The 19,092-nt window shown below is 61.6% G+C and carries 16 protein-coding genes, 1 tRNA gene and 6 pseudogenes; 18 read left to right on the top strand and 5 right to left on the bottom strand.

The annotated features are described in order from the left end of the window. Positions 1 to 59 precede the first annotated feature (59 nt). Positions 60 to 1,492 (bottom strand): annotated as a pseudogene (locus G3436_RS12210) (M48 family metallopeptidase). Positions 1,493 to 1,620: 128 nt separating this feature from the next. Between G3436_RS12210 and G3436_RS12215 the strand changes: the two are divergent. Together G3436_RS12215 and G3436_RS12220 are read left to right on the top strand one after the other, a co-directional pair. After that, positions 1,621 to 1,860, top strand: a complete 240-nt coding sequence (locus G3436_RS12215; RefSeq protein WP_163945203.1) for a sulfurtransferase TusA family protein — start codon at positions 1,621 to 1,623, stop codon at positions 1,858 to 1,860. A gap of 23 nt (positions 1,861 to 1,883) precedes the next feature. Beyond that, positions 1,884 to 2,954, top strand: coding sequence for an AI-2E family transporter (locus G3436_RS12220; protein ID WP_163945205.1), 1,071 nt, complete (start codon positions 1,884 to 1,886; stop codon positions 2,952 to 2,954). 33 nt (positions 2,955 to 2,987) lie between these two features. Here the strand turns inward: G3436_RS12220 and G3436_RS12225 are convergent, their stop codons facing one another. Together G3436_RS12225 and G3436_RS12230 are read right to left on the bottom strand one after the other, a co-directional pair. Beyond that, positions 2,988 to 3,461, bottom strand: a complete 474-nt coding sequence (locus tag G3436_RS12225; RefSeq protein ID WP_163945207.1) for a peroxiredoxin — start codon at positions 3,459 to 3,461, stop codon at positions 2,988 to 2,990. A 10-nt stretch (positions 3,462 to 3,471) separates the two neighbouring features. Beyond that, positions 3,472 to 4,031, bottom strand: a pseudogene (locus G3436_RS12230) (glycine cleavage system transcriptional repressor). Positions 4,032 to 4,291: 260 nt separating this feature from the next. Here G3436_RS12230 and dapA point away from each other — a divergent pair. The 8 genes and pseudogenes from dapA (at position 4,292) to G3436_RS12265 (ending at position 10,971) form a co-directional block, all read left to right on the top strand. Next, positions 4,292 to 5,170 (top strand): 4-hydroxy-tetrahydrodipicolinate synthase, encoded by an 879-nt coding sequence (dapA, locus tag G3436_RS12235; protein ID WP_163945210.1) that lies wholly within the window; start codon positions 4,292 to 4,294, stop codon positions 5,168 to 5,170. A gap of 17 nt (positions 5,171 to 5,187) precedes the next feature. Next, a pseudogene (bamC, locus tag G3436_RS12240) lies at positions 5,188 to 6,299 on the top strand (outer membrane protein assembly factor BamC). Beyond that, complete coding sequence (locus G3436_RS12245; RefSeq protein ID WP_163945213.1) at positions 6,300 to 7,058, top strand: MBL fold metallo-hydrolase; 759 nt, start codon at positions 6,300 to 6,302, stop codon at positions 7,056 to 7,058. A 30-nt stretch (positions 7,059 to 7,088) separates the two neighbouring features. Beyond that, on the top strand, positions 7,089 to 7,799 hold the full coding sequence (gene purC, locus G3436_RS12250) for a phosphoribosylaminoimidazolesuccinocarboxamide synthase (protein ID WP_163945215.1): 711 nt from the start codon (positions 7,089 to 7,091) through the stop codon (positions 7,797 to 7,799). Between the two features lie 94 nt (positions 7,800 to 7,893). After that, positions 7,894 to 7,983, top strand: a tRNA-Ser gene (locus G3436_RS12255). A gap of 274 nt (positions 7,984 to 8,257) precedes the next feature. Further along, on the top strand, positions 8,258 to 8,383 hold the full coding sequence (locus tag G3436_RS28280) for a hypothetical protein (RefSeq protein ID WP_279538616.1): 126 nt from the start codon (positions 8,258 to 8,260) through the stop codon (positions 8,381 to 8,383). A 65-nt stretch (positions 8,384 to 8,448) separates the two neighbouring features. Continuing rightward, positions 8,449 to 9,666, top strand: a complete 1,218-nt coding sequence (locus G3436_RS12260) for a YcaO-like family protein (protein WP_163945218.1) — start codon at positions 8,449 to 8,451, stop codon at positions 9,664 to 9,666. Between the two features lie 60 nt (positions 9,667 to 9,726). Further along, complete coding sequence (locus G3436_RS12265; protein WP_163945221.1) at positions 9,727 to 10,971, top strand: trans-sulfuration enzyme family protein; 1,245 nt, start codon at positions 9,727 to 9,729, stop codon at positions 10,969 to 10,971. Here the strand turns inward: G3436_RS12265 and G3436_RS12270 are convergent. Beyond that, positions 10,952 to 11,602 (bottom strand): annotated as a pseudogene (locus tag G3436_RS12270) (phytanoyl-CoA dioxygenase family protein). The gene G3436_RS12265 and the pseudogene G3436_RS12270 sit on opposite strands and share 20 nt — an antisense overlap. Before the next feature lie 197 nt (positions 11,603 to 11,799). Here G3436_RS12270 and G3436_RS12275 point away from each other — a divergent pair. Genes G3436_RS12275 through G3436_RS12285 form a run of 3 tightly spaced genes read left to right on the top strand, consistent with a single transcriptional unit; the run spans position 11,800 to position 13,960 of the window. After that, positions 11,800 to 12,210 carry an adenylyl-sulfate kinase gene (locus G3436_RS12275; RefSeq protein WP_163945223.1) on the top strand — a complete coding sequence of 137 codons (411 nt, stop codon included), beginning with the start codon at positions 11,800 to 11,802 and terminating at the stop codon, positions 12,208 to 12,210. After that, positions 12,207 to 12,998: an aspartyl/asparaginyl beta-hydroxylase domain-containing protein gene (locus G3436_RS12280; protein WP_163945226.1), complete on the top strand. Its 792-nt coding sequence runs from the start codon at positions 12,207 to 12,209 to the stop codon at positions 12,996 to 12,998. Before G3436_RS12275 ends, G3436_RS12280 begins: the two co-directional genes overlap by 4 nt. Further along, positions 12,986 to 13,960 carry a sulfotransferase family protein gene (locus tag G3436_RS12285; protein ID WP_163945229.1) on the top strand — a complete coding sequence of 325 codons (975 nt, stop codon included), beginning with the start codon at positions 12,986 to 12,988 and terminating at the stop codon, positions 13,958 to 13,960. Before G3436_RS12280 ends, G3436_RS12285 begins: the two co-directional genes overlap by 13 nt. A gap of 31 nt (positions 13,961 to 13,991) precedes the next feature. On the opposite strand, the gene G3436_RS12290 is transcribed toward G3436_RS12285, so the two are convergent. Further along, complete coding sequence (locus G3436_RS12290) at positions 13,992 to 14,186, bottom strand: hypothetical protein (RefSeq protein WP_338001245.1); 195 nt, start codon at positions 14,184 to 14,186, stop codon at positions 13,992 to 13,994. A 115-nt stretch (positions 14,187 to 14,301) separates the two neighbouring features. Here G3436_RS12290 and G3436_RS12295 point away from each other — a divergent pair, with 115 nt between their 5' ends. From G3436_RS12295 to G3436_RS12315, 5 genes and pseudogenes are all read left to right on the top strand, one after another. Then, positions 14,302 to 14,667, top strand: a complete 366-nt coding sequence (locus G3436_RS12295) for a 5-carboxymethyl-2-hydroxymuconate Delta-isomerase (RefSeq protein ID WP_163945231.1) — start codon at positions 14,302 to 14,304, stop codon at positions 14,665 to 14,667. Positions 14,668 to 14,868: 201 nt separating this feature from the next. Beyond that, a pseudogene (locus G3436_RS12300) lies at positions 14,869 to 16,504 on the top strand (phosphoethanolamine transferase). Positions 16,505 to 16,604: 100 nt separating this feature from the next. Then, entirely contained in the window at positions 16,605 to 17,738 is a 1,134-nt protein-coding gene (gene rnd, locus G3436_RS12305) for a ribonuclease D (RefSeq protein ID WP_163945234.1), read from the top strand. Beyond that, a pseudogene (locus G3436_RS12310) lies at positions 17,735 to 18,029 on the top strand (YcgL domain-containing protein). Before rnd ends, G3436_RS12310 begins: the two are co-directional and overlap by 4 nt. Positions 18,030 to 18,108: 79 nt before the next feature. After that, the gene (locus G3436_RS12315) at positions 18,109 to 19,041 is read left to right on the top strand and encodes a D-2-hydroxyacid dehydrogenase (protein ID WP_163945237.1); all 933 of its coding nucleotides are present in this window, start codon (positions 18,109 to 18,111) and stop codon (positions 19,039 to 19,041) included. Positions 19,042 to 19,092 lie beyond the last annotated feature (51 nt).

Here is a 19,092-nt window from a genome sequence, read left to right on the forward strand (position 1 = left end):
ACATACTTCTGTAGGAGCCGGCCTTGCCGGCGAACGGTTGCTAGTAGCCTCGATGCGCGTTAGCGCATCATTTCCTTGACCATCCGCTGCTGTTCCAGAATCTCGCGCTGGCGTGCATCGATCTTCGACGCCAACGGGAAATTGTTGCCTGCACGGGCTTGGCAAAGTCCAGCTGCTGGATCGCCTGATCGAAATCCCCCACCAGCGTGAAGTACTCCGCACGGGCCTGGTGCAAGCCGATGGTGTTGCCCGCCAGGCCGCGTGTCTCGGCCACCTCGTACCACACGTCCGGATCGTCCGGGCGGCTCTTGAGCAGCGTCTCCAACGCCTTCTGTGCCTCGGCCGGGCGATTCTGCTTGAGCAGCAGGTCGGCGCGCACCTGTTGCAACGGATAGTTCCTGGGGTACAGCGCGGCCATCCTGTCGACCCGCTGCTGGGCATCGGCCAGGCGGTTGTTGGTGATGTCCAGGTCGATCTGCGCCAGGTTGTAGGTGATGTCGTTGGGGGCCTTGGCCAGTAACGGTTTGAGGCTCTCGCGGGCCTCGTTCAACTGGCCGCCCTTGATCTGTGCCAAAGCCAGGCCATAACGCGCCGCATCGAGCTTGGGGTTGTCGTCGAGCAGGGCACGAAAGCGCTTGGCTGCAAGGCCTGGCGTGCCTTCGTAGATCAGTTGCAGGCGGGCGCGAATCAGCTGGTAGCGCAGGCTGTCTTCGACGCCGCCCTTGGCCGCCTGTTCGGCGCGGTTGCGGGTGTCGGCGACCCGCGATTCGGTTACCGGGTGGGTCAACAGGAATTCCGGCGGCTTTGCACTGTACTGGTACTGGCGCATCAGCCGCTCGAACATGGTCGGCATGGTGCGTGGGTCGTAGCCGGCCTTTTCCAGGTTGACGATACCGATACGGTCGGCTTCCTGTTCGTTCTGGCGCGAAAAGCGCCGCTGCTCCTGGATGGCCGCCGCCTGGGTGCCGGCGATCGCCGCGATGCCGGCGTCGCCAGCGCCTGCCGCTGCGGCGATGATGCCTACCAGCAGGGCGCCCATCATCGGCAACTGCATGCGCTGCTGGGCCTCGACGCCGCGGGCGAAGTGGCGTTGCGACAAGTGCGCCAGTTCGTGGGCCAGCACCGAGGCGTACTCACCTTCGGTCTGCGCATTCAGGAACAGGCCGCCGTTGACCCCGACAATCCCGCCGGGGGCGGCAAAGGCGTTGAGTTCCTTGCTGTCGATCAGGATGAACTCCAGGCGTCGGTCCTGCAGCTGGCTGGTTTCGGCAAGGCGGTAGACGCTGGTTTCGACGTAGTCCTTGAGCTGGGGGTCGGACAGCTGGCTGACATTGCCGCGCAACAGGCTCAACCAGGCACGGCCCAGTTGATGCTCCTGTTGCGGGGACACAATGGCAGAGCTGGCGTCGCCAAGCGACGGCAGGTCGTCGGCATGGCTCGGTAGAGCCAGCAGGCAGGCCAGCGTCAGCAGGGTGGGGCGCAGAAAATTCATGCACGAAGCTCTGGTCGACAAAGAACCTTACTGTAGCCGGCTCACACGTTGACGACCAGTGGCGGTATTCTACGAGGCTTGTGCGCGCCACTACCTGCCGTGGGCACGCAGCTGCCTGGAGAAGCCCGATGCTTGATGCTCTACCCTGCGATGCCGAACTGGATGCCAGTGGCCTGAACTGTCCGCTGCCCCTGCTCAAGGCCAAGCTCGAACTCAACCGGCTGGCCAGTGGCGCGGTGCTCAAGGTGATTGCCACCGACGCCGGCTCGCAGCGCGACTTTCGCACTTTTGCCCGATTGGCCGGTCACACGCTGCTGCAAGAACAGGCCCAGGCCGGTGTCTACACCTACTGGCTGAAGAAAGCCTGAGCCCTCTTTCCTAAGGATCATCGATGTTCAAAGTGCTTCGTGGCTGGCTGCACCGCTACTTCTCAGACGAGGAAGCGGTGGTGCTGGCAGTGCTGCTGTTGTTGGGTTTTACCGCGATCCTGACCCTGGGTGGGATGCTGGCGCCGGTGCTGGCGGGGATGGTGCTGGCGTTTCTGATGCAGGGCCTGGTCAACGCCCTGGAGCGCTTGCGCGTGCCCAGCAAGGCGGCGGTGGGGCTGGTGTTCACCTTGTTCCTGGGCGCGCTGGCGGTGTTCTTGCTGGTGCTGGTGCCGTTGCTCTGGCATCAGTTGATCACCCTGTTCAACGAGTTGCCGGGCATGCTGGGCAAGTGGCAATCGCTGCTGTTGTTGCTGCCGGAGCGCTACCCGCACCTGGTTTCGGACGAGCAGGTGTTGCAGGCTATCGAGGCGATGCGTGGCGAGATTGGCAAGTTTGGCCAGTGGGCATTGACCTTCTCGTTGTCGAGCCTGCCACTGCTGGTCAACATCATGATCTACCTGGTGCTGGTGCCGATCCTGGTGTTCTTCTTTCTCAAGGACCGCGAGCAAATCGCGCGTTGGGTCAGTGGTTACCTGCCACGCGAGCGTGCCTTGATGACCCGCGTGGCCGAAGAGATGAACCGGCAGATCGCCAACTATATCCGCGGCAAGGGCATCGAGATCCTGATCTGCGGGGTGGCCACCTACATTGCCTTCATCGCCCTGGGGCTGAACTATGCGGCGTTGCTCGCCTTGCTGGTGGGCTTGTCGGTGGTGGTGCCGTACGTGGGGGCGGTGGTGGTGACCGTGCCGGTGACCTTGATCGCGCTGTTCCAGTGGGGCTGGGGCGACCAGTTCATCTACCTGATGGCGGTGTACGCGATCATCCAGGCGCTGGATGGCAACGTGCTGGTGCCGCTGCTGTTCTCCGAGGCGGTGAGCCTGCACCCGGTGGCGATCATCTGTGCGGTGCTGTTGTTTGGCGGGTTGTGGGGGTTCTGGGGGATCTTCTTCGCGATCCCGCTGGCAACCCTGTTCAAGGCCGTGCTGGATGCCTGGCCGCGGCGCGAGCCGGTGGTGGCGCCGCTGCTCTGAGGGCCCTTCGCTGGCTTGCCAGCGAAGCTTTTTTCAGGCCTGGTTCAATGCCTGGGCTTCAGCCAGTACCGCGTCGACATGCCCAGGCACCTTCACGCCGCGCCATTCCTTGCGCAACACACCCGCGCTGTCGATCAGGAAGGTGCTGCGGTCCACGCCCAGGTATTCCTTGCCGTACAGCTTCTTGAGCTTGATCACGTCGAACAGCTGGCACAGCGCCTCGTCCTTGTCGCTGATCAGCTCGAACGGGAACGCCTGCTTGGCCTTGAAGTTCTCATGCGACTTCAGGCCATCGCGCGACACGCCGAACACCTCGGTGTTGGCTGCCTGGAACGCCGCGTACTGGTCGCGGAACCCCTGGCCTTCGGTGGTGCAGCCGGGCGTGCTGTCCTTGGGATAGAAATAGATCACCACCTGGCGACCCTTCAGGCCGCTCAGGCTGAGTGCCTTGGCGCTGGTGGCCTGCGCATCGAAATCGGCGACAGGTTGATCGAGTACTACGGCCATTGGGGTTTCCTTACATGGGGTTCTGTGGGCGCCACGGTTCGATCAGCGCATCCAGGTTCAGGGCGTCGGAGAAGTCCAGGAACTGGTCACGCAGCCAACTGATCTGGGTGCGGCCGGCAGGGTCACGGTGAAGGTGGCGTTGAGCATGGTGCCGCCGGTCTGTGGCGCCTGGTACGTGTCGCAGGTCAGGTTCTCCAGCTCCACGTTGTGGTCGATGAAGAACTGGCATAGCTCGTTGATGATGTCCGGGCGGTAGGCCGCGCTCACATAAGCGACGTACGGCAGCGACAGCGGGCGTACCTCGAGCTCGGCGCTGCGCACCACGTTGACGGTGAAGGTGTGCTTCTTGGCCAGGGTCGGCAGGGCCGCCTCGAAACGCGCCAGGGCGTCCCAGCTGCCCGTCACCTGCAGTACCAATGCGCTGCACTCGCCGTGGCGGGTCAGGCGCGAGGTGACGACCGAGCAGCGATTGTCGTTGCTGGCCCGGCACAGGATGTTGGTCAGTTCCATGGGATTGGCGCCCAGGGCACTGATGACAAGGAATTGTTCGCGAACGGTGGGGGTGGACATGCAGCATTCCTAAAGCGATGAGCGGTCGGTACGTGACGCGGCAAATAGGCTGGTCGGCGTGGTTCCGTGGCTCAGGATCGAGGGTTCGGGCACTGTCGGGGCGCGTTGTCGGCAGCCCGGCGGGCCGCTGTGTACCGATCAAAGACAGAAGGGTAGCGAAAATGGCCGCCGAGGGGAATGCTCCTGCCGCCTGCTTCGCTTGTGCAAGCCCGGTGGCGCCAGTACCATTACCGCTCTCTTTTTCCGGCAGGAGCAGTTTCATGATTGCGGGCAGTATGGTGGCATTGGTCACACCCATGGATGCACAAGGGCGTCTTGACTGGGACAGCCTCAGCAAACTCGTGGACTTCCACCTGGAAAACGGCACCCACGCCATCGTCGCGGTCGGTACCACCGGCGAGTCGGCGACCCTGGATGTCGAAGAGCACATCAAGGTCATCGAATTCGTGGTCAAGCAGGTCAATGGCCGCATTCCGGTGATCGCCGGTACTGGCGCCAACTCGACCCGCGAAGCCGTCGAGCTGACCCGCAACGCCAAGAACGCCGGTGCCGATGCCTGCCTGCTGGTGGTGCCGTACTACAACAAGCCGACCCAGGAAGGCCTGTACCAGCACTTCAAGCACATCGCCGAAGCCGTCGACATCCCGCAGATTCTCTACAACGTTCCCGGCCGCACCTCCTGCGACATGCAGGCCGAGACCGTGATCCGCCTGTCCAGCGTGCCGAACATCATCGGCATCAAGGAAGCCACCGGCGACCTGGCGCGTGCCAAGGCGATCCTGGACGGCGTGAGCAAGGATTTCATCGTGCTGTCGGGCGATGATCCGACCGCCGTCGAACTGATCCTGCTGGGCGGCAAGGGCAATATCTCGGTGACCGCCAACGTCGCCCCGCGCGAAATGGCCGACCTGTGCAATGCCGCGCTCGAAGGCAAGGCTGACGAGGCCCGTGCCATCAACGAACAACTGATGCCGCTGCACAAGCACCTGTTCATCGAAGCCAACCCGATTCCGGTGAAGTGGGCTCTGGTTGAAATGGGCCTGATGCACAAAGGCATCCGCCTGCCCCTGACCTGGCTGAGCGACTCCTGTCACGATACGGTACGCCAGGCGATGCGCCAGTGCGGCCTGAAGTTTTAATTGAGGACGTACACCGCATGAAGCGATTGGCTGGTCTTTCCGCCCTTGCCTTGATCATCTCCAGCACCAGTGGTTGTGGCTGGCTGTGGGGTGAAGAGGGTTACTTCCGTGACCGCGGCAGCGATTATCTGGAGGCCACTCAGAAGCCGCCGATGCAGCTGCCACCGGATGTCAGCAACGTCAAGCGTCTTGACCCGCTGCTGCCGATCCCGCGCAATGTCGCCGACGACAACGTCAAGGGCGAGTTCGAAGTGCCGCGTCCGCAGCCGCTGTCGGCGGTGCCGACATCAGTGATTTCAGCCTGCAGAAGAGCGGTGCCTCGCGTTGGGTGCTGGCTCAGCGTGCACCTGCCGAAGTGTGGCCGGTGGCGCGTCAGTTCTTCGAGGACAACGGTTTCCGTATCGCTGAAGAGCGTCCGCAAACCGGTGAATTCAACACCACCTGGCAGCGCTTCGACGAACTGTCCGCGTCCATGGCCCAGCGCCTGCGCGGCGTGGCAGGCAGCAGCGATGGCGAAGTGCGGGCACGGGTGCGTATCGAGCCGGGTGTGCAGCGCAATACCAGTGAAGTCTATGTCGTGACCGTCGAGCGCGCAGCCGGCAGCACCGCCGACAGCGCCTTCCCGGCGCGTGGCGATACCGGTGTGGACGCCGCGCTGGTCGACGAAATGCTCGCCAGCATGACCCGCAGCGCCGAGAAGGGCGGTTCGGTGTCGCTGTTGGCCGCGCGTGATTTCGACACGCCGAGCCGTGTCAGCCTGAGCGAAGACGGCAGCGGCAACCCGGTACTGAACCTGGGCGCCGACCTCGACCGTGCCTGGTCCAGCGTTGGTCGTGCGCTGGAACAGGGTGAATGGCGTGTCGAAGACATCAACCGCAGCCTGGGCCTGTACTACATCAACCTGGCCGAGAAAGCCGATGCCAAGGACCAGGAGCCTGGTTTCTTCAGCCGTCTGTTCGGCAGCGCGCCGAGCAAGGAAGAGCGTGAAGCCCGTGCCGAGCGTTATCAGGTTCGCCTGAGCAAGGTCGGTGACAGCGTGCAGGTAACCGTCGAGAAGAACATCAACACCGTGGCCCCGGCCGATGTCGCCCGTCGCGTGCTGAGCGTCATCCAGGACAACCTGGGTTAAGTGCGCTTCGCCGTACTCGGAAGTGGCAGCCAGGGAAATGGCACGCTGATCGCCAGTGGCAGTACCTGCGTACTGGTGGATTGCGGTTTTTCCCTGCGCGAGACCGAGCGGCGCCTGGCGCTGCTCGGGGTGTCGGCAGCGCAGTTGAGCGCCGTGCTGGTTACCCACGAACATGCCGACCACGTGCATGGGGTAGGGTTGCTGGCACGGCGCTACAATGTGCCGGTGTACCTCAGCCGTGGCACCTTGCGCGGGATGCGCAAGCCGGTCGAGGCGGCCGGCTTTGTGGCAGCAGGCGATACTTTGCAACTGGGCGAACTGAGCATTGCCGCCGTGGGCGTCAGCCATGACGCGCTGGAGCCTTTGCAGTATGTGTTCAGCGACGGTCGCCGGCGCTTTGGCGTGTTGACCGACCTGGGCTCGTACGACGCGGCCCTGCTCGACAGCTATCAGGGCCTGGATGCCTTGCTGATCGAAGCCAACCATTGTCGTGACATGCTGGGGCGCGGGCATTACCCGATGTTCCTCAAGCAGCGTGTGGGGGGCGACTACGGACATTTGAACAACCACCAGGCTGCGCGCCTGGTGTCGGAGTTGGGCTGGCAGAACCTGCAGCACCTGGTGCTGGCCCACCTCAGCAGCAAGAACAACCTGCCACAGCTGGCCCGGCAATGTTTTGTCGATGCCCTTGGGTGTGACCCGGACTGGCTGCAAGTGGCGAATCAGGATTACGGGCTCGACTGGCGTGAAATCGCCTAGCCCATCTCAATTTAGCAAGCGGAGCCCATCATGGAAAAACGTGAAGAACTCTACCGCGGCAAAGCCAAGTCGGTGTACAAGACCGACGACGCAGACCGCTTGATCCTGCTGTTTCGCAACGACACCTCGGCGTTCGACGGCAAGCGTATCGAACAGCTCGACCGCAAGGGTACGGTGAACAACAAGTTCAACGCCTTCATCATGCAGAAGCTTGAAGAAGCTGGCATTCCTACCCAGTTCGACAAGCTGCTGGGCGACACCGAATGCCTAGTCAAGAAACTCGACATGATCCCGGTCGAATGCGTGGTGCGCAACTACGCGGCCGGCAGCCTGGTCAAGCGCCTGGGCGTGGAGGAGGGCATCAAGCTGGAGCCTTCGACCTTCGAACTGTTCCTCAAGAACGACGAGAAGGGTGACCCGTTCATCAACGAATCCCACGTCGTGGCATTTGGCTGGGGCACTGCCGAGCAGTTGGTGAAAATGAAGGCGCTGTCGTTGAAGGTCAACGAAGTGCTGAGCAAGCTGTTCGATGATGCCGGCCTGCTGCTGGTCGACTTCAAGCTGGAGTTCGGTGTGTTCCATGGCGAGATCGTGCTGGGCGACGAGTTCAGCCCGGACGGTTGCCGCCTGTGGGACAAGGAAACCCGCAAGAAGATGGACAAGGACCGCTTCCGCCAGGGGCTGGGCGACGTGATCGAAGCCTACGAAGAAGTTGCCAAGCGTCTGGGCGTGCCGCTGTAAGGCGGTGGTCTGACGCAAGCGCCTGATACCACGCGAATTTTTTTTCGCAAGAAGCTTTGCGTTTCGCAAAACTGCTGGTATCATGCGCGCCACTGGAGAGATGCCGGAGTGGCCGAACGGGACGGATTCGAAATCCGTTGTACTGGCGACAGTACCTAGGGTTCAAATCCCTATCTCTCCGCCATACAAATGAAAACCCCTGAAACCTATGGTTTCAGGGGTTTTTGTTTTTTGATCGTCCGTAAATAATCATTTTCCCCCTCCTGTTGCGTTCACTGGAACTCAATCGCGGTGCCTGGCACCTATCGCGCCGCCGAAAAAAATAGTACCTGCCGAATAATCGATTCGTTCCTGCAATCAGGACTTTTCCTATGTGCAGCCGCTGTCACGAACCCTATTCTTTCAGTGCACCGGTTAAACAAGTGCACACTTTAATCCCGTCTGAAAAGGATAGTCCTATGGGTAAGTACTGCTGCATGTATATTAATGAATTCAACGTTGATCAACCCGCTGACGACGAACGTGAAGTCGTCAAGGCAGAAGAAGACTTCACGCCAGAAGAGGTTGCTGTACTGGCGGAATAAAGGAAATGAAATGAGGCGGATATCACGCCTCATTTTTTTTTGGTCTATATGGGAACTTCTTGCCTGTGAAAACAATTGCCCCAGAACGCTCGCTGTCCTTATATGACGCAGAACGTGCAATCGATCAGCATTTTTCCGACGAAGGAATACAGGTCACCCTGCAACGTTACGGTAGCCCGCTGTCCAGCACGGTCGCCACGCTGCACTTCCCTTATGACAGCTGTGGCATGGAAGACGTCGGTTGCGGCAAAGGGTATGAAGCCGAGGCGCGTGTCGGCGCGAAATATGAGGCGTATGAGCATGCCATGGGGCCGCTTCAGTTACGTCACTACAGTGCATTGCACGGTTTCGATCTGGTCGCCTCTCAACCGGCCTTGCAGCACGTGCTCCCCATGCAGATGCTACAGCGCGCAGACGCCTCACAGATCGGCGCACTGACCTTTGAGGCGCACGAGGCATCCGCTGGCGTTGGATTGCTCTACCCGGCCTTCCTGATCAACCATCGATATGCACAGGAATCGATTCCCGGCGATGACGTTGACTATGCCGCTGCGCGCCGGTATTCCTGCGGCACGGGTGTGGCCGCCGGCGTTGGGTTTACAGAAGCGGCGATACATGCCGCCAGTGAAGTCATCGAGCGCCATGGCATCGGGCGCTTTATCGCACAACATTTCTTCTATGACTCAAAGGCGCCGATAAAGAAGATTGATCACGCGTCCATGCCAGAAGCGTTGATGAATACCTTGCGTGACGCAGAGATTGCCTTGGGCGCCTCTATTGAGGTGTTTGATGCCACCAGCCAGATACCCTATCCCGTTTTCATCGCCTATTGCCCGGATAGAACCATTGCTGATATCCACGTCATTGGTGGCGGTTGTTCACTGTATCCAAGCCATGCCGCAGCCCGTGCCATCAAGGAGTTGGTGCAGCAATATAAAGTGGCCGAAGGCGTTGAGCACGTGACACAGGAGTGGGCACACTCGAACAACAACCTGGCACGGCATCCACGGCTGTTGCGTTGCTTGCGCATGGCGTTCGATGCCCGCCAACGCGCCAAGATGCTGGCTTGCCGCATGCCTGAAGACCCAGAGCCAATGCCGCTGGATCAGCACCTGTCACATTTGAAGCGTACGTGTTTCAACGCCGGCCATCCGCTGTGGCTGAAGGAGCTGCACGCCAGCGCCAATCGGGTCAGCCTGGCCTGCGCCGTCATGCCAAAAATGGAACGGTTCTCCATCGTTTCGCTCGGTGGGAAAGTGGTGCCTTGCTATCAATACGCGTAACTCGCCACGGCGCAGCGCGTCACTCACGTGCCTTTGCCGCCTTTCGGAATCAGGCCTTTCATGAGTCCACCAGAAAAAACCGACCCACTGGCAGTGCAGCGCCGTGATTACTTTGTTTGCACGGCTTTAGGGCCTGCTACCAAGGCAATTCATTTAGGCCAGCATGAGACCGGGTTGAACCAGTTTCCTGTCCCTGCGCTGGTGTGCAATGCGGCGACCCTTCTGGGGTCGATCGAAGAAGGGCGGGAAATGCTCGGCAATGCAGAGGTGGAAAACTTTGCATACCAGCGTTATGCCAATCCAACGGTTTCAGTATTGGAGGCAAAGTTTCGTGCCCTTGAAGGCTGTGCCTACAGTTTGGCAGTCAACAGCGGCATGACGGCTTGCCTGCTGGTCTTTCGCGCCCTGTTGAGGGCCGGCGACCACGTTATCGTGCCGCACAGCCTGTTCTATGAAGTCATTGAGCAGCTTGAGTATGAAGCGAGCAATCGCGGTATTGCGCTGTCGATTATCGAGGACTACGGGGTCGCGGCCTTCGCGGCGGCCATACGGCCACAGACCAGGATGATATTTATCGAAGCCCCCACCAATCCGGCTTTTCTGGATATCAACATTCCTGATCTGGCACAACTGTGCGACAACAACAATGTTTTGCTTGTCGTCGATAACACCTTGCTTACCCCGGTCTGCCAGAAACCACTGTCACTCGGCGCTGCAGTGACGCTGTACTCCATTACCAAGCACATCAATGGTCACGGTGACGTGATGGGCGGAATGGTCAGTACCAATGCCCCGGCGTTATTCAAGGCATTGAAATACCACAGAGACAGCGCAGGGCTCATCCTCGATCCGTTTTCGGCATGGCTCACGGTGCGCGGCTTGAGAACGCTGCCGCTGAGATTGAAAAAACATACCGAGAATGCGCACGCGGTCATTGCAATGCTGCGTGAAGAGTTTCCCCAACTGGACTGGCGAGCCGTGTGGTCGACTCAAAGTGCACAGGCCAACGGCATCTGTTCATCACTGCATACCGGTCTTGTCGCGATTGTCTTTGCTTCGCGCGAAGCGGGCACAACCTTTGTTCGCCATCTGCAACTGATACGCCTGGGTACCACCTTTGGCAATATCGAGTCGCTGTGCTACCACTACGGCAGTTTTGCCAGGGAAGGCAATGATCTGGAAAAAACAGGCGTACCCGACGGCCTGGTTCGAATCTCCGTGGGGCTGGAAGACAGTGCTGATATCAATGCGGATATCAGGCGCGCGCTGTGCCTTGCTATACCGATCAAACACCCACAGGCTTGAACCGCTCGCTCGCCTGCATCCGAGCACTGCGCAGGCTCGCTGTCTGCAGATGTGACGCATACAACTGCTCCGAAAAGTAGCTGATCAGCAGGGTGCGCCGACGCGCACCAGTCACGTTCAGGCTGCCCGCATGTACCAGATCGGCATCAAACACCAGGATATCCCCCGCTGTGCCTGACAGCTGGACAGTGCCGGACTCGTCATTGAAGTCGAAGGCTGGCCGGTGACTGGCAGGGACGATGCGCGTCGCACCGTTCGCGGGGCCGTAGTCGTCCAGATACACCAGTGCGTTGACCGTGTCGCCTGGCCGCTGGGCCGACAGGTCGCGGTGCAGCCACTGATGGCCAGCGCCGGCGAGCGGTTCACGTCCTTGCACCTGGGCGAGGAAAGACCGTTCGGCAATCAACTCACCCACCACCGCCAGTACGTGCGGCAAGCGGCACACCGCCTGGACCCTCGAATCACAGTCCAGCTATGAGTGACGCCAGCCCACGCCCCGTGGCAATGGCCATTGCTCGTACGGCTTTACCCCGGCATCGAATACGCCACGCAGCTCATCCAGCCACTGGGCCGGGATCGCTTGGGCAAGCAGCGCATAGCCGTATTGTTGAAGTTGTTCGCGGTCAGACATGGCGCTCTCAAGTCCTTTTCTTGCCAAGTTGTGCCCTGCACACCCATTGGCAGCAGACTAGAGCATCAGTCAGGCTGCAACAATGGCGCGATGTCAAAACACCACTAGTGCCCCCAATTGCCCCTCGGGTATGCTTTGTCCTACAAAAGGACTTGCCCATAGGTGCGCGCTTGCTCAGCCTCAGTTCCCGCCTTTCTGTGCCCCCAGCGCTCCCCGAAAGCGCGCCCGCGATCAGCCGGCGCCAGCGTGAGGTACGTAATGGTCATGCGGCCGTTGCGATACTGCTCACCGGCTTGCCCGCCTCCGGCAAATCGAGCGTGGCCCAGGCGCTGCAAGCGCAACTGTTCAGTCGCCATGTCAACAGCCTGGTGCTCGACGGTGATGCGCTGCGCACCGGGTTGAACCGCGACCTGGGCTTCAGTGACAGCGACCGCGACGAGAACATTCGCCGCGCCGGCCAGCTGGCGGGGTTCACCGGGGTGTCGGCACCCTACGAGGCGCCGCAGCAAGCGGCCTTGGTGATCGAGAGCGGGGTGCAGCCATTGCAGCGCTGCGTGGAGCCGTTGCTTGGCTGGCTTGAGGACCACGGCCGGGTGCCCACACCATGAGCCGCCCGCTCTGCGCCCGACTGCCGGTAACGGTTGATCTGCCCTTGCTCCTGGCGGCGCTGGATGAGATTGGCGAAGACGACTGGCAGCCGCATTTCAATCAGCACTATTACGCCGGCGACTGGAGCGGCGTGGCGTTGATCGCTGCCGTGGATGCGCCTGTTGCCCTCGGCCATGGTGCCGGAGCTGCGCTGTCATCCGCGCCTTGGCTGCGTGATGCACGCTGGCAGCAGGGGTTGCAGGGGCTGGCGCTGGACATCCGCTCGGCGCGTTTGCTGCGCCTGGGCCCTGGCGCGCAGATCCATGAGCACCGCGACTACGACCTGGACGGCGAGGATGCCGACCTGCGTTTGCATATACCGTTGCTGAGCCCGCCCCAGGTGGATTTCATGCTCGATGGGCAGCGTATCCCCATGGCTGCCGGTGAATGCTGGTTTCTCGACCTGTGCCGGCGGCACAGCGTGCATAACCGTGATCGTTCGGCACGGATCCACCTGGTGGTAGATTGCCGCCCCGGCCCCTGGATCATGCAAACGATCGCGGCGGGCCTGCCCACCACTCCGGCCCCGGGGCGCGGACAGGCGGGGCAAGCGTTCGCACAGTTCCAGCAATGGTTGCTGCAACAGCCCCAGGCCTGCGCCGAGCTTCAGGCATTGCAGGATGTCGAGGCGTTTATCCAGCGCACCCTGGCAATGGCCGCTGCGCAGGGCCTGGAGTTTGACCGTGAGCATCTGCGTGCGGCGATGCGTGCGGGGCGAGCGCGCTGGAGCGATCAATGGAAAGTCTGAGTTTCAAGGGGTGGCTGCCGATCCGTATCTGGCAGGAGCAGCAACAGTGGTGGGTGGACTGGTGCTGGTTTGGCCAGCAGCGCCTGCACCAGCCATTCTTTCGCGATGAGGTAGACGATGCCTTGCGCCTGCCGTTCAACCAGGCACTGCGCCGTGTGACGCCATTGAGTGCTCTGAGTGACTGGCAACAGGCGAGTCCGGGGTTGGCTCCCACGGCGTTCATTCATCATGCCTCACGCTGTGGCTCAACGCTGATTGGCCAGATGCTGGCACGTCTGGATACGCATATCGTGATTTCCGAGCCACCGCCACTCGACACCCTCCTGCGCAGCGTGATGCCAGCCCGGCAGCGTGAAGCGGCGATCCAGGGATTGCTGTCGGCGTATGGTCAGGTCCGCAGCGGGCGCGAGACCGCACTGGTGATCAAGCTCGATGCCTGGAACATCGTGGAGTTTGCGCTGCTGCACGGCAGCTTCCCCGACGTGCCCTGGTTGTACCTGTACCGCGATCCGCTGGAAATTGCCGTCTCGCACCTGCGTCGGGCCGGGGTGCACATGGTTCCTGGCATGCTTGGCGCCGCGCATCTGGACGGCATACAGCCGTTCGTCAGCTGCGAGGATGACATGGCGCGGCGCCTGGGGTTGCTCCTGCAGGCCGGGTTGCAGCACTGCGCGGCGAGCGGCGGGCTGGCGCTCAACTACAGCGAACTGCCGCAGGCCATGGGTGGGCGCCTGGCGGCCATGTTCGGTCTGGACGAGGCGGCGATAGGGCGGGCGTTCACCGCAATCGGTGTGCATGCCAAGACACCTTCGCAGGCGTTCGTGGCAGACGGCCAGGCCAAACAGCGCGAGGCCTCGCCACTGCTGCGCGAACGTATCGAGCATTGGGCCAGCGCTGCCTATGCCGGGCTCGAGGCGCTGCGCCTGAGCGCACAGGCGCAGCCTCTGCTCGAGGATCAGTGAGCAGGCTTGAGGTGCTTGACGATCTCGTCCTTCACCCAGAGTCGTTTCTTGCGCAGCTCCGTGACCTGGTCATCGCTGGCCCGCCGTCTTCAGCCTCAAGGACTTCGGCATCAATCGTATTGTATTGGTCGTGCAACTGGCTCAGGCGCCAATCGCTTTGCTTTTTCTCGTTGAACGCCTCCTTGGTCAGGTTCAGGTCCGCAAGCAAATCGTGTTTGACCGGCATTTGTTCACCTCTTCCGGGTTGGTGGGGGGCATGATCCTTCAGGATAGACGCCTTTGCCGGTGTCGGCGGGTGGGGTAGTCTGTAGGCCCTACTGACCTGAACGGACGCACGCGCAATGCCGCATCTGCACCTGGAGTACAGCGACAACCTGAAGCAACTGGACGTCGAGAAAACCCTGCTGCGCCTGAACCATACCCTGGTGGGCAGTGGTCAGTTCGCTCAGGAACTCGATATCAAGGCCCGTGCCCAGGCCTTTGCCCAGTTTCGCGTCGGCGTGGCCCCAGTGGCGCGGGCGTTCGCCTGTGTCCGGCTGGCGCTGCTCAGTGGCCGCTCCAGCGAGGTCAAGCAACAGTTGTCGAGCAGCCTGCTCGAGGTGCTGAAAGAGGCCGTGCACGACGTGTCGGGGCTTGAGGTGCAATTGAGCGTCGAAGTGACCGACATGGACCGCGACAGCTACGTCAAGGTGTTGCTGCCGACGTGAGCAATGATCGGGAGCAGGGCGTTGCTGCCCTGTTCCTGAATGAACACTGAACATGACGCATTCAGTTTGAACATGAACACACTGCAATTATTTGTTGGCGTCTTTTTCACAAAAAATTGATGGCACGCTGCCTACAGTCCGCCCTGTTACACATCGATGTTGTAACGACATCATTACGGACTATTCAAAAAGCGAAGTGCCATGTTCAAGGTCAAACCCCTGCGTGCCGAATGGGTTACGTTGATTGCCAGCCTGTACCTGCTGTTCGGCTTCAATGCGGTACTGTGGCAGCATGTTTTCTCGATTGTGCCGGGCGACGTGGCAGGCCTATTGTTGCGCGCCGCGTTTGCCGTGATGCTGCTGTGTGCATTCAATTTGGTGTTGACCCTGCTGGCCTTCCGGCCTGTGCTCAAACCGGTGCTGGCGCTGCTGTTTCTGGTGAGTGCGGGGGTTGCGTATTTCATGAACCGCTATGGCGTGCTGATGGATATCGGCATGTTGCGCAATACCGTGGAAACCAATGCCACCGAAGTACGTGATCTGCTGTCCTTGAAGTTGCTTGCTTATATTGTGCTGCTGGGGGTTGTGCCGGTTATCGTGCTGTACAAGACGCCGATTGTTTTACCGCTCTCTCGGGCCTGCCTTGTTCAGCAAATTACTGGTGGGAGTGGCCAGTGCCGGTGTACTGGCCAGTGTTGCACTGCTCAACTACCAGGGCTTGTCATCACTGTTTCGCAATCACCATGAGTTGCGCCTGATGATCGTGCCCAGCAACGTTGTGGGGGCCACCGTCGGTTATCTGCGCGAGCAACTGGGCTCGGCGCGCGAGCCGTTCCGCAGCCTGGGTGAAGATGCCGTGCGGCCGCTGGCGGTGCAGCAACAGGGGCGCAAGTCACTGACGGTACTGGTGGTGGGCGAGAGTGCCCGGGCCGAGAACTTCGGCCTGCTCGGTTACAGCCGTGATACAACACCGCAGTTGAGCAAGCAAGACGGGCTGATTGCGTTCAGCGATGTACATTCCTGCGGGACCGAAACCGCCGTGTCGGTGCCCTGCATGTTTTCCAACTTCACCCGCAAGCAATACGACGCCAGCAAGGCGAAGAACCAGGAAGGCCTGCTGGACGTGCTCAAGCATGCCGGCCTCGATGTGCGCTGGCGCGACAACCAGTCTGGCTGCAAAGGTACCTGTGACCGCGTGGCGTTCGTCGATGTGAGCGACCTCAAGGACCCGGCCCTGTGTGCCAACAGCGAATGCCACGACGACATCCTGCTGCAGGGTCTGGACGCGATGATCGACAACCTGCAACAGGACACCGTGCTGGTGTTGCACCAGATGGGCAGCCACGGCCCGGAGTACTTCAAGCGATACCCGCCAGCCTATGAGCGTTTCACCCCGGTGTGCCGCAGCAACGCCCTGGACAAATGCGACCGCCAGAGCATCATCAACGCGTATGACAACACCCTGGTGTACACCGACCACGTGCTGGCCTCGCTGATCGACACCCTGCGCAGCAAGCAGGGCCAGGTCGACACCGCCATGCTCTACCTTTCCGACCATGGCGAGTCGCTGGGCGAGTACAACCTGTTCCTGCATGGCACCCCGTACATGCTGGCGCCCGAGCAGCAAAAGCACGTGCCGATGCTGGCGTGGTTCTCCGATGGCTACCGCAAGGACTTTGCGCTTGACACCGACTGCCTGGAACGTACACGCCACCAGCCGCTGAGTCAGGACAACCTGTTCCATTCGGTGCTGGGCCTGCTGCGTGTGCAGACCTCGGTGTATGACGCACACCTGGACCTGTTCGCCGGGTGCCGTCCGGTCGTGGCTACCCACTGACGCCCCCCATGGGCCACTGGCAAGGGAACGGCTGTCGTGCGGTTTCCCGGCAGTGGCCTGCGCCGTATATACTGCGCGCCATTGTTCGTGGGAGAGCCTTGTGGCCATCGATATTCACTGGATTTGCGACGACCGCAGCCTGGCCGAACACTGCCAGCAGTGGCGGCAGTTGCCCTATGTAGCGCTTGATACCGAGTTCATGCGGGTCGACACGTTTTATCCCATCGCCGGGTTGATCCAGGTCGGCGACGGGCAGCGCGCGTTTCTGATCGATCCGCTGCAGATCGGTGACTGGCAGCCGCTGGCCGGCCTGCTCGAAGACACCAGTGTCACCAAGGTGCTGCACGCCTGCAGCGAAGACCTCGAAGTGCTGTTGCGCCTGACCGGCAGCCTGCCGGCACCGTTGTTCGACACCCAGTTGGCGGCCGGTTACCTCAACCTCGGTTTCTCCATGGGCTATTCACGCCTGGTGCAGGAGGTGCTCGGCATCGAGCTGCCCAAGGGCGAGACCCGCTCGGACTGGTTGCAGCGCCCGCTGTCGGAGACCCAGGTCAGCTACGCCGCCGAAGATGCGGTGCACCTGGCCGAAGTGTACGAACGCCTGCGCCCGCAGCTGTCCGACGACAAGTACGCCTGGGTGCTGGAAGACGGCGCCGAGCTGGTGGCGCAACTGCGTCGCGAAATCGACCCGTACGAGCTGTACCGTGATGCCAAGCTGGCCTGGAAACTTTCGCGGGCGCAGTTGGCGGTACTGCGCGAGCTGTGTGCCTGGCGCGAGCGCGAGGCGCGTGCCCGCGACCTGCCGCGCAACCGCGTGCTGCGCGAGCATTCGCTGTGGCCGATCGCGCGTACCCAGCCCGATAACCTGTCGGCGCTGGCCAAGATCGAAGACATGCACCCGCGCACCCTCCGCCAGGATGGCGAGTTCCTGCTGCAACTGATCCGCAAGGCTGCCAGCGTGCCGCCCGGCGAATGGCCGCCGGCATTGCCCGAGCCGTTGCCGATAGAAGCGTCGGCGCTGCTCAAGCAACTGCGTGCCGTTGGCCAGGCCGAAGGCGAACGCCTGAACATCGCCCCCGAGCTGATGCTGCGCAAGAAAACCCTTGAGGCGCTGCTCAAGAGCGGCTACCCCAACGGGCCTTATCAACTGCCTGATTCGTTGCGTGGCTGGCGTCGCGAGCGGATGGGCCAGGCGCTGCTGGATTGCCTTGCCGGCGCCGGAGACCAGCCATGAAACGTATCTGCTCGATCTACAAGAGCCCACGCAAGCATGAAATGTACCTCTACGTGCTCAAGGCGGATGGCCTGGAACGTGTGCCCGAGGGCTTGCTGCCGGCATTTGGCAAGCCTGTGCATGCATTCGACCTGGTGTTGACCCCGGAGCGCCAACTGGCCCGTGAAGACATCAGCAAGGTGCTGGAAAACCTCGAAAAAGCAGGGCTATCACCTGCAGATGCCGCCACTCGAAGACGAGTACATCGAGCACCTGCCCGAAGAGTTGTTGCGCCGCAACGATCCGATCTGACCCTTCCTCCGTTTTGCATGGTGCGGCGTGCGGTGTACACCGGGCCGGCACCATGGCTGCTGCCAAGGTTGTCTAAAACATGCGCGTTCTGATCGCCGAACAGGATCATGCCCTTTACGCTCGCCTGCTGCGCGAGGCGCTGCCGGCCCTGGAGGTGCTGACCAGCGGCGACTCTGCCGAGCTGTCGGCACTGGCTGCCGATTGCCCGGTATGGCTGGGCCAGCCTGACCTGCTCGCCACGCTGGTGCGCCAGGGCCATGCTCCGGCCTGGGTGCAGTCGACCTGGGCCGGGATTACGCCGCTGCTGGCCGAAGGTTTGCCACGCGAGTACCGCCTGACCCGTGCGGTGGGCATTTTTGGCCAGGTAATGGCCGAGTACGTGCTCACCTACATGCTGGGGCACGAGCGCGAGGTGCTGGCGCGCCTGGTCAGCCAGGTGGAGCGCAAATGGGATGGGCGCCTGGGGCGCAGCCTGGAGGGGCGGCGCGTGCTGATTGTGGGTACGGGTGACATTGGCCAGCAGGTGGCCGAGTTCCTGCTGCCGTTTGGCGTCACCGTATACGGGGTTGCCAGCCAGGCGCGCGAGCAGGCGCCATTCGTCGAGGTGGCAGGGCTGGAAGATCTGGGGCGTCTGGTGGGGCAGGTGGATTATGTGGTCAACCTGTTGCCCGATACGCCGGCAACGTGCGACCTGTATGACGCGGCAATGTTTGCCCGGTTCAACCCCGAGGCGCTGTTCATCAATGCCGGGCGCGGGGTAGCGGTGGTCGATGCAGACCTGGTCGAGGCCTTGAGGCTGGGGCATCTGGCGGGGGCGGTGATCGATGTGTGTCGCCAGGAACCATTGCCGCAGCGCCATCCGTTCTGGACCGCCTGGGGCCTGCTGTTGACCGGGCACAGCTCGGCGCCGACCTCGCCGACGGCGATGGTGCGCTTGTTCGTGGAGAATCTGCGGGCGTATGAAGCGGGGCAGGGCTTGCGCGGTGAGGTCGACTTCGCGCGGGGCTACTGATTAAAGCGGCGTCGCGCCCTTCGCTGGCAAGCCAGCTCCCACAGGTACATC

Origin of the sequence: Pseudomonas brassicae (assembly GCF_010671725.1) — a bacterium.
Taxonomy (GTDB): Bacteria; Pseudomonadota; Gammaproteobacteria; order Pseudomonadales; family Pseudomonadaceae; genus Aquipseudomonas; species Aquipseudomonas brassicae.